Annotated in this window: 13 protein-coding genes; 11 read left to right on the top strand and 2 right to left on the bottom strand. The window is 56.1% G+C overall.

The window, feature by feature from the left end; genetic code table 11:
• Positions 1-59 precede the first annotated feature (59 nt).
• The 7 genes from AC2FIT_RS17990 to speB all read left to right on the top strand — a co-directional run bounded on the left by AC2FIT_RS17990 (position 60) and on the right by speB (position 7653).
• Positions 60-353 carry a (2Fe-2S)-binding protein gene (locus AC2FIT_RS17990; RefSeq protein WP_496831406.1) on the top strand — a complete coding sequence of 98 codons (294 nt, stop codon included), beginning with the start codon at positions 60-62 and terminating at the stop codon, positions 351-353.
• A complete protein-coding gene (bfr, locus tag AC2FIT_RS17985; RefSeq protein WP_068339295.1) occupies positions 301-786 on the top strand; it encodes a bacterioferritin in 486 nt (161 codons plus the stop codon). Before AC2FIT_RS17990 ends, bfr begins: the two co-directional genes overlap by 53 nt.
• Positions 746-2287 (top strand): di-heme oxidoreductase family protein, encoded by a 1542-nt coding sequence (locus AC2FIT_RS17980; RefSeq protein WP_496831405.1) that lies wholly within the window; start codon positions 746-748, stop codon positions 2285-2287. Before bfr ends, AC2FIT_RS17980 begins: the two co-directional genes overlap by 41 nt.
• A 121-nt stretch (positions 2288-2408) precedes the next feature.
• Complete coding sequence (gene speA, locus AC2FIT_RS17975; RefSeq protein ID WP_496831404.1) at positions 2409-4298, top strand: biosynthetic arginine decarboxylase; 1890 nt, start codon at positions 2409-2411, stop codon at positions 4296-4298.
• Positions 4299-4322: 24 nt separating this feature from the next.
• Positions 4323-5534 (top strand): saccharopine dehydrogenase family protein, encoded by a 1212-nt coding sequence (locus AC2FIT_RS17970; RefSeq protein ID WP_496831403.1) that lies wholly within the window; start codon positions 4323-4325, stop codon positions 5532-5534.
• 110 nt (positions 5535-5644) lie between these two features.
• Complete coding sequence (nspC, locus tag AC2FIT_RS17965; protein ID WP_496831402.1) at positions 5645-6814, top strand: carboxynorspermidine decarboxylase; 1170 nt, start codon at positions 5645-5647, stop codon at positions 6812-6814.
• The gene (gene speB / locus AC2FIT_RS17960; protein WP_496831401.1) at positions 6811-7653 is read left to right on the top strand and encodes an agmatinase; all 843 of its coding nucleotides are present in this window, start codon (positions 6811-6813) and stop codon (positions 7651-7653) included. Before nspC ends, speB begins: the two co-directional genes overlap by 4 nt.
• Here speB and AC2FIT_RS17955 read toward each other — a convergent pair.
• Entirely contained in the window at positions 7650-8240 is a 591-nt protein-coding gene (locus AC2FIT_RS17955; RefSeq protein ID WP_496831400.1) for an HD domain-containing protein, read from the bottom strand. The genes speB and AC2FIT_RS17955 overlap by 4 nt on opposite strands.
• A gap of 100 nt (positions 8241-8340) precedes the next feature.
• On the opposite strand from AC2FIT_RS17955, the gene AC2FIT_RS17950 reads away from it, so the two are divergent.
• Positions 8341-9168, top strand: a complete 828-nt coding sequence (locus tag AC2FIT_RS17950; RefSeq protein ID WP_496831399.1) for a LysR family transcriptional regulator — start codon at positions 8341-8343, stop codon at positions 9166-9168.
• On the opposite strand, the gene lptF is transcribed toward AC2FIT_RS17950, so the two are convergent.
• Positions 9165-10304, bottom strand: coding sequence for an LPS export ABC transporter permease LptF (gene lptF / locus AC2FIT_RS17945; protein ID WP_496831398.1), 1140 nt, complete (start codon positions 10302-10304; stop codon positions 9165-9167). The genes AC2FIT_RS17950 and lptF overlap by 4 nt on opposite strands.
• A gap of 378 nt (positions 10305-10682) precedes the next feature.
• Here lptF and AC2FIT_RS17940 point away from each other — a divergent pair, with 378 nt between their 5' ends.
• From AC2FIT_RS17940 to AC2FIT_RS17930, 3 genes are all read left to right on the top strand, one after another.
• Positions 10683-11849, top strand: coding sequence for a tyrosine-type recombinase/integrase (locus AC2FIT_RS17940; protein ID WP_496831397.1), 1167 nt, complete (start codon positions 10683-10685; stop codon positions 11847-11849).
• Positions 11846-12655: a hypothetical protein gene (locus AC2FIT_RS17935; RefSeq protein ID WP_496831396.1), complete on the top strand. Its 810-nt coding sequence runs from the start codon at positions 11846-11848 to the stop codon at positions 12653-12655. Before AC2FIT_RS17940 ends, AC2FIT_RS17935 begins: the two co-directional genes overlap by 4 nt.
• An 82-nt stretch (positions 12656-12737) precedes the next feature.
• Positions 12738-12935: a MerR family transcriptional regulator gene (locus AC2FIT_RS17930; protein WP_496831395.1), complete on the top strand. Its 198-nt coding sequence runs from the start codon at positions 12738-12740 to the stop codon at positions 12933-12935.
• Positions 12936-13256 lie beyond the last annotated feature (321 nt).

Below are 13256 nucleotides of genomic sequence, written 5' to 3'. Positions count from 1 at the left end.
TGGACCCGGATTATAAAACTGACTAATTAAGTAGGAAATATTCTGAGCACAGATTCGCCATGATCGTATGCCACTGCACAAACATAACTGATCACGATATCCGGGCCGCAATCAACTGGATGCGAACCTCGGATTCGGAAGCGATCATCACCCCTGGCAAGATCTACCATGCCCTTGGAAAATCAGCGGATTGCGGCGGATGCATGCCGCTTTTTCTGGACACGATGAGATCGAACGATAATCTGGAAGTACCCATGCAGCTTCGTGCGTTGCGCACCGAGGCATCACAGGAGAGTGCAGATGAAGGGCGATCCCAAGGTCATAGACTATCTCAACAAATCTCTGCGGCATGAGCTTACCGCCGTCAGCCAGTATTGGTTGCACTATCGCTTGCAGGAGGACTGGGGCCTTGGCCATATGGCCCAGAAAAGCCGCGAAGAATCCATCGAAGAAATGGGGCACGCAGACAAGCTGATTGAACGCATCATCTTTCTGGAAGGCCATCCCAACCTGCAGAAACTTGACCCTCTGAGGATCGGTCAGACCCCCAAGGAAACGCTTGAATGTGATCTTGCCGCCGAACATGACGCGCGAACCCTGTATGTCGAGGCACGCGAATACTGCCGCGAGGCTGGTGACTACGTATCGATGTCCCTGTTCGAGGACCTGATCAGCGATGAAGAGGGCCATATTGACTTCCTCGAAACGCAGCTCGACCTGTACGAAAGGATCGGTGAAGCCAATTATGCGCAGCTTAACGCATCGAAAATGGACGAGGGCGAGTAGTCTCGTTGCCCTAGCGGTGGCCGCTCTGGCGGCCACGCAATCCCCCGCAGCCGAGCTGCAAGATCTCCACCTGAATTTCGAACCCCGCACCAAGGATGAACGCGCGCGTATCGCCGGCGTCATCGCTGCCACCGACGATTTCAGCACCCCGCAACCCTACGAGGAACTGTCTGCCGGGGCCGCCACCGTCCGCGCCCGGACCGATGCGGATGCGTTCTCTCAGCCCTCAGCCAACCTGAGTTTTGAGCAAGAGCTGGATTTCAAGGTCGGCAACGGATTGTTCAAGAAAATCTGGGTATCTTCTCCGGCGTCGACGCTAGCGTCGGATGGTCTGGGGCCGCTTTACAATGCGCGATCATGCCAGCGGTGTCATATCAAGGACGGGCGCGGGCACACGCCCAACGGCCCGAATGACAACGCAATCTCGATGTTCCTGCGTGTGTCGATCCCCGGTGGCGAAGACTACGCCGAAATCGAAGATTACATAGCCACGCAGCCCGAGCCGACCTATGGCGGTCAAATGCAGGATTTGGCCCTGCCAGGCCATCCGGCCGAATACCGTTTGGACATCGCGTACGAAGACGTGCCCGTGACCCTTTCAGATGGTGAGGTCGTCACCCTGCGCAATCCAACCTACACTGTGGCTGACCCGCGCTACGGCCCGCTGCACCCCGAGGCGATGCTCAGCCCGCGCGTGGCGCCTCAGATGATCGGCCTTGGATTGCTTGAGGCCATCCCGGTAAAAGATCTGCTGGCCAATGCCGACCCCGAGGACGAGGATGGTGACGGGGTTTCAGGTCGCCCGAATATCGTGTGGGCGATAGAGTATGGCGCGCCGATGATCGGGCGGTTCGGACACAAGGCTGGAATGCCCACGATCATGGATCAATCTGCGTCGGCTTTCGCTGGCGATATCGGAATCTCCAACCCGCTCTATCCTGCAGCCCATGGCGATTGTACCGCAGCACAGGTTGACTGCGTTGACGCGGTGCATGGCGATGGTGATGACCGCGTATTTGAGATCGGCCATGAGGGGATGGACTTTGTCGCCTTCTACAGCCGCAATCTGGGTGTCCCGGCGCGACGTGATGTGGACGACCCGCAGGTGCTGCATGGAAAGCAGGTTTTTCACGACACAGGCTGCGCATCATGTCATACGCCCGCCTTTGTCACCCATCGTATGCCGGACCGGTCCGAACACAGCTTTCAACTGATTTGGCCCTATTCCGATCTGTTGCTGCATGACATGGGCGAGGGATTGGCCGACAACCGCCCCGAAGGGCGCACGACGGGCCGCGAGTGGCGCACACCCCCGCTGTGGGGAATTGGGCTGACCAAGCAGGTCTCGGGTCATACCCAGTTTCTGCATGACGGCCGCGCGCAAACGCTGCTGGAGGCTATTCTATGGCACGGAGGCGAAGCACAGGCAGCCCGCGACAAGGTGGTTGCCATGCCCAAAGCTGACCGCAACGCCCTGATCCGTTTTCTTGAAAGCCTCTAAACGATCCGCGCCGCCGCGTAAATTCGGCAAATCCTGTCACATAGATTACACTTGGAAGAATCAAATAGCTGCCGTATTGGCGGGCGCTGAATTGGCACCCTCACTTTAAGGACCGACTTGATTGAAACAGACGCCCGACGCACCGCATTCCATCTACGGGGTTGATAAATGGGGCAGAGATCTCATCGAGGTAACTGAACATGGCGAGATCGGTCTGCGCAATCCCATGGCACCCGAAGCGGCGGCGATCAGCCTGCCCGGTATCCTGCGTGATCTGGACCAGCGCGGCATCAAATCACCGATGGTTTTGCGTGTGTCATCCTATCTACAACACGAGATCGCACATCTGAACGAAAGCTTCAGCGACGCCATCGCGCGCGTCGGCTACAAAGGCAACTATCGCGGCGTCTTCCCGATCAAGGTGAACCAGCAAGCCCAGGTCGTCGACCGGATTGTCGAATTTGGCAAGACATACAACTACGGGCTTGAGGCCGGTTCAAAACCGGAACTTGTGGTTGCTCTGGCTCATCGCCTGGCCCCCGAGGCCCTGATCGTGTGCAACGGCGTCAAGGATGCTGAGTTCATCCAGCTGGCGATCCTGTCCCGCAAGATCGGCTTCAACACGGTCATCGTGCTGGAAAGCCCGAAAGAGGCCGATACGGTCATTGAGGTCTATAATAAGCTGGGTATCGAACCCCTGATCGGGGTACGGGTGAAGCTGACCAACCAGATCAGCGGTAAGTGGGAAGAAAGCTCGGGCGACCGTTCGGCCTTTGGCATGAACACCGACCAGCTGGTCGCCACGATCGATAAGCTGCAAGCAGCAGGTCTGCTGCATTGCCTGAAATTGCAGCACTCACATCTTGGGTCTCAGGTGCAGGACGTCAACGATGTGCGCCGCGCCGTGGGTGAGGCGTGTCGCTACTACACCGAAATGACGCGCGAGGGCGTGCCGCTGACGCATCTGGACCTAGGTGGCGGCATGGGTGTCGATTACACCGGCGAGAAAAAGGCGGCCGAGAACTCAATCAACTACACGGTCGAGGAATACTGCGCCAATGTGGTCGAAACCGTAGCCTACGCAATGGATGAGGCCGAAGTGGACCATCCCACACTTGTCACCGAAAGCGGGCGCGCAGTGGTGGCGACATCTTCGATGCTGGTCTTCAACGTGCTGGAAAGCACCCTTTATGATGCACCAAACGGCCCTAGGGTGGAGCCCGAAGATCACCATCTTGTTTCCGATCTGGCGGCTGTTCATGGGTACCTCAGCAGCGACCGTCTGCAGGAATGCTGGAACGACGCCACTTTCTATCGCAACGAATTGCGCGCCCTGTTCCGGCGAGGATACGTAGACCTGCGCCAGATGGCCCGCGCCGAACGCATCTACCTGTCACTCATGGCCCGTCTCAAGGCGCTGGCTGCAACTGATGGTCTGGAGACCGATGTGGACGAGCAGCTTGAGAAAGTCGCCGATATCTACCACTGCAACTTCTCGCTGTTCCAATCCCTGCCCGATGTCTGGGCCATCGACCAGCTGCACCCGATCGTACCACTACAAAATCTGAACCAGGCCCCAGATCGCCGTGCAGTTCTGTCCGATATTACCTGCGACAGCGATGGCAAGATCGACCGGTTTATCCTAGCCGACGGTGTATCGCCCAGCCTGCCGGTGCATTCCCTACCCGAAGACGATGAATACTTCATGGGCGTCTTCTTTGTCGGTGCCTATCAGGAAACACTTGGCGATCTGCACAACCTGTTCGGTGACACCAACGTTGTCACCATCGACCTGCGCCCTGACGGTGGCTTTGATCTGCTGCATGAACAAGAGGGCGACACGATCAGCCAGGTCCTGTCATATGTCGAATTCGACCCACAGGACTGTGTTGCAGCTTTCCGCAAAATGGTGGACGAGGCGATCTCGACCGGTACTCTGATGGCCAAGGATCGCAAAACCCTGATGGGCGCGTATCGCGACTCGATCAACGGGTACACCTATTACGAATAACCCCGGCGAAAGGAGATTTTTCCCATGGGTAAGACACTTGTTGTTGGCGCGGGTGGCGTATCGCACGCCGCCGTGCACAAGATGGCGATGAATTCGGACATCTTTACCGAAATCACTTTGGCAAGCCGGACAAAGGCCAAGTGTGACGCCATCGCCAATTCGGTGAAAGAACGCGTGGGCGTCGATATCAAGACCGCCGAACTGGATGCCTACAAAGTTGCCGACACGGTCAAGCTGATCAAGGAAACCGGCGCCGAAATCCTCGTGAACCTTGCGCTGCCCTATCAGGATCTTGTGCTGATGGACGCGTGCCTTGAGGCCGGCATCCACTATCTCGACACCGCGAATTATGAGCCCGAGGATGAGGCCAAGTTCGAATACCACTGGCAATGGGCCTATCAGGAGCGCTTCAAAGAGGCCGGCCTGACGGCCATCCTAGGCTCGGGCTTCGATCCGGGTGTGACATCCGTCTTTGCCAAATGGCTGAAAAAACACAAGCTGGACACAATCCGGCAGATCGACGTGCTGGACGCCAATGGCGGCTCGAACGATCAGGAATTTGCCACCAACTTCAACCCGGAAATCAACCTGCGCGAAGTTCTGGCCGAAGTACGTCATTGGGAAAATGGCAAATGGCATCAAAGCCCTGCCATGACCCATAGGGTCGAGTTCGACTTCCCCGCCATCGGCCCCAAAAACATGTACCTGATGTATCACGAGGAACTGGAGTCCCTCTCGACCCACTTCCCCGAGATCGAGCGCGCCCGGTTCTGGATGACCTTCGGGGACGCCTATATCACCCACGCCAAAGTGCTGCAGAATGTCGGCATGACCCGCATCGATCCGGTGATGCATGACGGCAAGGAAATCATTCCGATCCAGTTCCTGAAAACCCTGCTGCCAGATCCCGGCGATCTGGGCGCGGAAACCAAGGGCAAGGCCTGTATCGGCGACATCGCCACGGGTCAGGCCAAGGACGGCTCGGGCGAGAAGACCTATTACATTTACAACATCTGTGATCACGAGGAATGTTATGCCGAGGTCGGTTCGCAGGCCGTCAGCTACACCACCGGCGTCCCCGCCATGATCGGCGCGGCTCAGGTGCTGAAAGGCAATTGGACCGAGCCGGGTGTGTGGAACATGGAACAGCTCGACCCCGATGACTTCATGGATATGCTGAACGAACATGGCCTGCCCTGGCAGGTCCACGAGCTCGACGGCCCGGTCGAATTCTGATCGCTCAGGATGGTCTGTGCGGCCGCCCTGTTTCATCTGGCCAAAAAATATCCCGGGGGGGCTTCGGGGGGCAGAGCCCCCCGGCCTTTCCACAATAGGAGACGCCGGACATGTCCGACATGATGACCACACAGGCCGGAGACGCCGGCGCCTTCCGCAATTTCGACCTTGGCCGCGTGCCCTCGCCTTGTTTTGTGGTCGACGAAACAGCAGTCGAACGGAATTTGACGGTCCTTGCTGACATCGGTGCCCGGTCTGGGGCGCATGTCCTGAGCGCGCTCAAGGCGTTTTCGATGTTCTCGCTGGCCCCTTTGGTGCGCCAGTATTTGGGTGGAACCTGCGCCAGCGGCATCTACGAGGCTCGTTTAGGTCGCGAAGAATATGGTGGCGAAGTCGCAACCTTCTGCGCCGGGTACAAAAACGCCGATATAGATGAAATCCTTTCGCTGTCTGACCACATCATCTTCAATTCTCCGGCCCAGAAGGCGCGTTTTCAGGCCAAGGCGCATGCGGCGGGCGTTCAGGTCGGCCTGCGTATCAATCCGGAACATTCCGAGGGCGAGATTCCAAAATACGATCCCTGCGCCCCATGCTCACGGCTTGGCACACCGGTCAGCCAATTAACCGCCGAGGTGATGCGAGGCGTCGACGGTCTGCACATGCACACGCTTTGTGAACAGGGGTTTGACCCCTTGCAGCGCACGTGGGCGGCCGTTGAACCCAAAATCGCGCCTTATATCGGACAGTTGAAATGGCTGAATTTCGGCGGCGGCCATCACATCACTCGAGATGACTATGACCGCGACGGGCTGGTCGCCTTTATCCAGACCATCCGAGAGAAATACGGCGTCGATGTCTATTTGGAACCCGGCGAGGCCATCGCGTTGGACGCAGGCATTCTGATCGGCGAAATCCTCGACCTGCCGACCAACGGCATGAACCTTGCGATCACCGACATTTCGGCAACCTGCCACATGCCCGACGTGATCGAAGCCCCTTATCGCCCCGCCCTGATGGATGAGGCCAACGCGGGCCACACTTATCGGTTGGGTGGTCCATCCTGTCTGGCGGGCGACGTGATCGGGGATTACACATGGGACAAACCGCTGGAAATCGGACAGCGCTTTGCCTTTCTGGATCAGGCCCATTATTCGATGGTCAAGACCAACACATTCAACGGTGTTCCATTGCCGACCATTGCGCTGTGGAACAGCGAAACGGACGAACTGAAAATCGTCAAACAATTCGGCTACAACGACTTTAAGGTCAGACTCTCATGAGCATTTTCCTCGATAGTGAATTGACCGCATCAGAGCGTACCGAAGACGCCCGGTTCCGGGTAATCCCTGTGCCGCTGGAGCGGACCGTCTCATACGGGTCTGGCACCGCCAAAGGCCCAGGCGCGATCATTGAGGCCAGCAATGAACTTGAACGCATTACCGGCCATGCTGAACCCTGCGTCGAGGGGATATTCACCGAAAAACCGCTGGATTGCACCGGCCCCATGCCTGAGGTGATGGCCCGCCTCGCCCAGCGGACCGAGGCTGCCGTTCGTGCGGGCAAAGTCCCGGTGACACTGGGTGGAGAGCATTCGCTTAGCTACGGTGCAGTCATGGGTGTGGCGCGCGCCTTGACTCAACCGATTGGTATTGTCCAGATCGACGCCCATGCCGACCTGCGCAACGCTTATCATGGCGAAAAACACTCGCACGCCTCGGTCATGCATCTGCTGGCCGAGGAAGGCATCCGCCTGGCCCAGTTCGGCGTCCGCGCATTTTCAGCCGAAGAGGCACAGAGCCGTCTGAAAAACCATGTTTTCCATGTGGATGCCGAAGAACTGGTCACATGCGGCATCCATACCATGGACCTGCCCGAGGACTTTCCCAAGCTGGTTTACGTCAGTTTCGATGTAGACGGTTTGGACCCGTCACTGATGCCTGCCACTGGAACCCCTGTACCGGGCGGATTGGGGTACTATCAGGCGCTGCGATTGGTTGAACACGCTCTGAAAGGCCGCAAATGCGTGGGTTTTGACGTGGTCGAATTAGCCCCCGACGGCAATGCCGCCTGGGACTTTACCGCGGCGCAAATCGTGTATCGCCTGATGGCCGCCTGTTAATCTTCGGCCGTTTCGTTCAACTCCATATGCCCCTCGCCCTTGTTCAGGACGCGACGCAACATGGGTTCGAAGAAGTCCAGCGGTTTGGTTGGATAGTTCGGGTCAAAGGCTTTCTGATCGTATTCATGGCAGAAATAGCGGCAATCCTCCCAATAGGGACTGTCGCGATACTTGTCGCGGGCGTTGCGATCACCGCCCAGATGATGGTTGTAGTAGTAACCCTGAAACACGCAGTGGTGCTTTAGAATCCAATAGGTTTTCTCGCTGACATACGGCTTCATCATCGCCGCCGACAGTTCGCCGTGATTGTAGGGTGAAAGGATGTCGCCAGTGTCGTGGATCAGGGCTGCGACAACCAGTTCCTCATCCGCACCATCCTCATAGGCTCGCGTGGCGGCCTGCAAGCTGTGTTGATAGCGGTTCACTGGATAGGGCGTCCAGTCCTCATTCAAAGACCGGATCGCGTCAAGAATCCGATCGGGCAAAGCGGCATTGTAAGCCTCTTCATATTCCATCACGGCGTCCCAATCGGCCCTCGTTGCCTCTTCAAAACTGGTCCAGGTGGGTTTGTGGCTTTTGTCCAGCATGGCGTGGTCCTTTGCTAGTCTGCTGGCGACAGCATAATACAGATCGAATACTCAAAAAAATGAATTGATTTTATCAGAACGATGAAAAAATACTTTCGGTATGCAACTCAAAGCAATTGAAACCTTTCTATGCGTCGCTGATACGGGCGGTTTCCACGCCGCCGCACGCAAAATGAACGTAACTCAGACAGCCATCAGTGCACGTATTCGGCAGATCGAAGAAGAAACCGGCAAGCCCCTGTTCACCCGCGGCGCAGGCGGTACCAACCTGACCGAATTCGGCAGGCAGTTCCGGCCCTATGCAGAGCAAATGGTGTCGCTGTGGTCCTTTGCAGCACGCGATCTGCCCGCGCAGACACAGAACCGGGTGGCTTTACGCCTTGGCGCGCAACTGAGTATCTGGGACCCATTGCTGGTCGATCTTGCAGTGCAGTTTGAACAAAAGTTTGGCCAACTTCTGCTGACGCTAAACTTTGATCACGACCTAAATATGATCGACGCGGTTGCCACCCATGTTCTTGACGCTGCACTGACCCACGAACGACCGAATGACCCGCGCATTGAATCACATGAACTGAACCCCGAGCGTCTGCGGCTTGTCAAAACTCCGGCAACGGACGATCCCGTTTTCGTCAATCTGGAACTGGGTGAGGTCTACCAGGACCACGTGCGCACTGCCGCGCGGCAGGCCGCCGGCCAAACCGTGTTTTTGGGGAACTGCCTGATGGCTTTGCGCTATGTCCTGCGGCGGGGTGGCACCGGTTATTTCCCCGAATACGTGATCAGAGACCACTTGTGTTCCAACGATCTGATCCCCGTGGCAGGTACCGTCGACCTCATGCTGCCGCTCTACCTGGTGACACGACGAGGCAGCTCTACCAGCAACGATATCCTGACCTGCCTGACCGACCTGCGTTCACCACCCTAAACCTGCGCAACCGTGCCTTGGGTGTTCTTGTGTCGCCTTCGCATCAAGGGCCGCCCGGCCACCAACAAAAACAGGCACGAGATGCCAATGCCCATGGCCGCTGGCAGATACAACAGCATCCATAGCTGGGGTTCGTCGATCACCACCGGGGAAACAAAGCCCCGAACGCCTTCAAGCAAGACCAGGATGGTGAAAGCCACAAGAATCTGTGGCCAAAGACCAAAGCGTGAAAAGCTTCCCAACATCAGTGTTGCATAGCCGGCAAGCGCCACAGCGACGCAAATGGCAACCCATGAGAACCGCTGATGCAATTCATCGACCAATTCGCCCGTGGTAAAGCCCTCGGCCGTGCTAATCGCATCACGATCCCGCAGAAGTTCGATAGTTGGGATCGCCTCAAGGCTGCGCTCGGACATTGTATTCGTGTTGGCAAGCGCGGAGATGTCATAAGACGCGTCTTCGAACAGGGTCGAAGACAAGGTTCGGTCTTGCCGATCCAGCCGCAGTGCGATCCCGTCCAGCATCACCAGGTGAATACCGGTTTCATTATTCACCAGATAGGCCGTTTTCGACGAATAGCTGACCGGGTTCAGCGCGTCCCGCCGATCCGAGACGAACACCTCGGACAGTGTGCCATCCAGATCTATGCCACCGATATAGACCGTCACGCCGAAGGTAGGGTGCAGGAATTCCCCTTCGTTGAGTAGTTGCGCGGTTACGTCCCCGGCGACCTCGGCCTGCCGCTGTTCAAGCTGTTCAACCGATGCCGGGCGCAGAAAGACGCTGATGACCGCCATCATCAGGCCCGCCACAAGGCCGAACAGAAACACTGCACGCGCCAAGCGCCAGGGGCTGGAGCCGGTGGCCAGCATCACCGTCATCTCGCTTTCGCGGCTGAGGCGGTTGGTGGCATAAACAGCCGCGGCGAAAACCGCCATCGGCATTACGGTCCGGATCAGCGTCGGCAGGGTCAGCGCCGAAAATTCAAGGAACACCATGGCGGACTGTCCGCCACTGATGACACGGTCAAACAGGCTGACGGATCGGGTAATCCAGAACACGCCGACCAGAACCAGGGTGAAAAAGCCAAACAGAATCAGCAATTGCCGCAGGAAATATCCATCGAAGCGCGACATGGGTCCTCTTACGCGTGTTCGCAATACACAGAACCATATGCCATTCCGCCGCTGTAGGAAACCGAGATCGACCTATAGGCTGGCACCATTCCGGGTTTCTCTATGGAATAGATTTTGCGCGGCAAGGAAGTTACTCGCACACCGCCAAAAAGCACAGCACTGAGAGTTGACAGGCCGGCACCTATTTTTTGAAATTGGTTTAAATGGCAGGGGCAGCAGGGTTCGAACCCGCGACCTACGGTTTTGGAGTTCGTGGGTCTTTAATATCTGACGATACACGCACACATATATCCCTATGTAATTGCAGTGTTTGTATAACCCGGTATATTAAGAAGTATCGCTACCTAACGCACAAAACGCACAAAAAACGCACAAAAAATGAAGATCCGATTGAACGAGCGCAAGGCCGAAGAACTCAAGCCCAAGGACAGGGGCTATGAGGTCAGGGACGAAATCGTGCGAGGCCTTGTGCTGCGCGTTGGCAAGCGGGGCCAAAAGGTATGGGAAGTAGTGATACCGCGCGGCAAGCGCCGCCAGCGTGAACGCCTTGGAACATTCCCTCATATCAGCGTAAAAGAAGCCCGCAAGCTGGCGGAAGAAGCCAAAGAACGGGCGCACACGATGCGGGTCGATAACAACGCTAAGACCGTTTCCGACCTGTTCGACGCCTATAAGGCTGCCCGCGAAGGTGAGTTGCGGACATGGCACGACATTCAATCTGTTTGGGATATTTGGGCCAAGGATCGCATCGGACACATCAGAGCTACCGACCTTTCCTTTCACCACGGCCAAGACCTACGAACACATGTCAGCAAGAAATCATCTCCGATCCGGGCCGGTGCTGTTGTCAGCTATCTACGACCCTTTCTTGCATGGTGTGCCGAAGAACAGATGATAAAGAGCAACCCTTGGGAAAAGCTGAAAGTGGGGGCCAAGGCGGGGAATAGAGACCGGGTTTTATCAACTGATGAGTGGGTCGCACTCTATGCGACGGCATGCGAAACGCCTTACCCCTTTGGCCCCTTCACTCAGGCATTGATGCTGAGCGCCCAGCGGATCAGTAACGTTGCCCAAATGCGCTACGACGAGATTCAGGGCGATGTATGGATTATCCCCAAGGACAAGGTAAAGGCCACACGCACCGCAAACGCTACAGCCCATGAGGTTCCGCTATCAAAGGCGCTGGCAGCGCTGATTGCCAGCGTTAAGCGGCGCGGTGATTACGTGTTTTCCACGAACGGGAAAAAACCAATCTGGCCCGGTTCGAAGTTAAAAGCAGCCCTGCAAAAAAACTCTGAAACCTCAGACTGGCGCTTTCACGATATCCGGCGCACCGCCGCAACGCTGATGACAACCGGCAACGAATCCGGGAAGGCTAACAGGTTTATTGTGGAAAGAGTTTTGGGTCACTCTGACAGTAGCGTTACCGCCATCTACGACCGCGCGACTTATCGGGATGAAAAGCGTGAAGCTTTGGAGGTGTTGGCAGCTACGGTGACTAAAGCCGAAGGTGAACACACGTGTGAAAGGGTGGTTCGAATATGAGGCCGAGAAAAAACCTCGTCGTTGGCAAAGGAATCACAACGTACAACCGTGAGGAAACCTTAATTGATGACCGATTCAGACACGACTTCCTTACCGGCAAACCCGTTCCAGGAAATTTTCAACTGTACCCAATTCGCAAATTTCACGACCTCCGCTCGAACATAGAAGGGGAGTGTCGCAAAATTTTTGAGAATGAGAAAAAGGACTTTCTGGGAAATGAGGATTTGCCTGTTTACTATCGAGGTGGGATAGACCCATTTTGGCTTATTCCACCGGATGGCGGAGAGGCTTATCGAACATGGTTTGAAGTGGCGGTTTGTGGCCGCCCATATCCATCCAGCATTGAAAAAATCCTTAACGATGGCTACCGCCTTGCGTCCCGGATTGTGTGTCCAAGGGAGGATCACTCGCCACTTTGGTATGCGTGTCGCATGGCAATTACACTTTGCCAATTCGATATAGTACGCGCCCGTGAACTAGCAGGGAACACCGGCCAAAATCCATTCTCGATTGAAGCCGTTGAGCTAGGTGTTGAGCTAGGTGCGCTGGAAAAAGAATATCGTCTAAAATGCGCGCATGAAGATAACGCTCAAAGAGGCGAAGAATGGATTTCCGCAAGCTCTGCCGGTGGCACTGCTTCTTCCGAAAAACACAGATCCGACAGAGAAGCGATAGTGGAGAAAATGCGTCCGCTCATTGCCGCAGGACATAGTGATTTAAACGCAGGTCGCATCGTGTTTAAGAAATACGGTCTTGGCACAAGCCCCGACGCTAACAGGCAAACTTGGAGAAGGTACGGGGATTAAACAAAGTTGGACAGCGCTACCTGCTGTCCAATATAGCCTCAAGTAATTTGGCAGCACCTTAGATAGAAAGGAGGTGCTGCAAATGAAGATTGAACCGGACAACTACTATCCATCTTCTGCCCCTGAGATGCGCACAGTTGGTGCCCCTCAGACGCTGGCACAGTGGCGTCATGATGGGAAAGGACCGGCTTACATCAAGTCTGGCAGTCGCGTTCTGTATCTCGGTCGGGATGTTTTGAATTGGCTCGATAAGAACCGCGTCAATCCGGCAGCCGCATAGACGAAACCCGCGCTCCATGGGTCATCATGGGCACGGGACATTTCGTTTTACAGTCTGTGGCAGGACTTTCTGAAATGCAACGTGTTCTGACCTAAAGCGCAAGCTTGAGGAAATGAGCATGAGCTTAAAATATCTTTCAAACGACAAACACCGCGACCCGGCAAAGCGGATCGACCGCAAGGAGGTTCGTGATGGGACGGAAGTTTGAAGCCCACGGCTACTGCGTTCCAGTTGACGAAATGGCGCGTTTGCACTCGGTTGGGCATAGTCTCGTACCGCTCGGAGGCGGAGCTGATGGCAAGGCCCCACTACTTGGCCTGT

The organism is Ruegeria sp. YTSA135, assembly GCF_059610165.1.
Note: the sequence above shows the minus strand (reverse complement) of the source record. Positions and strands in the feature narration are given on the sequence as shown.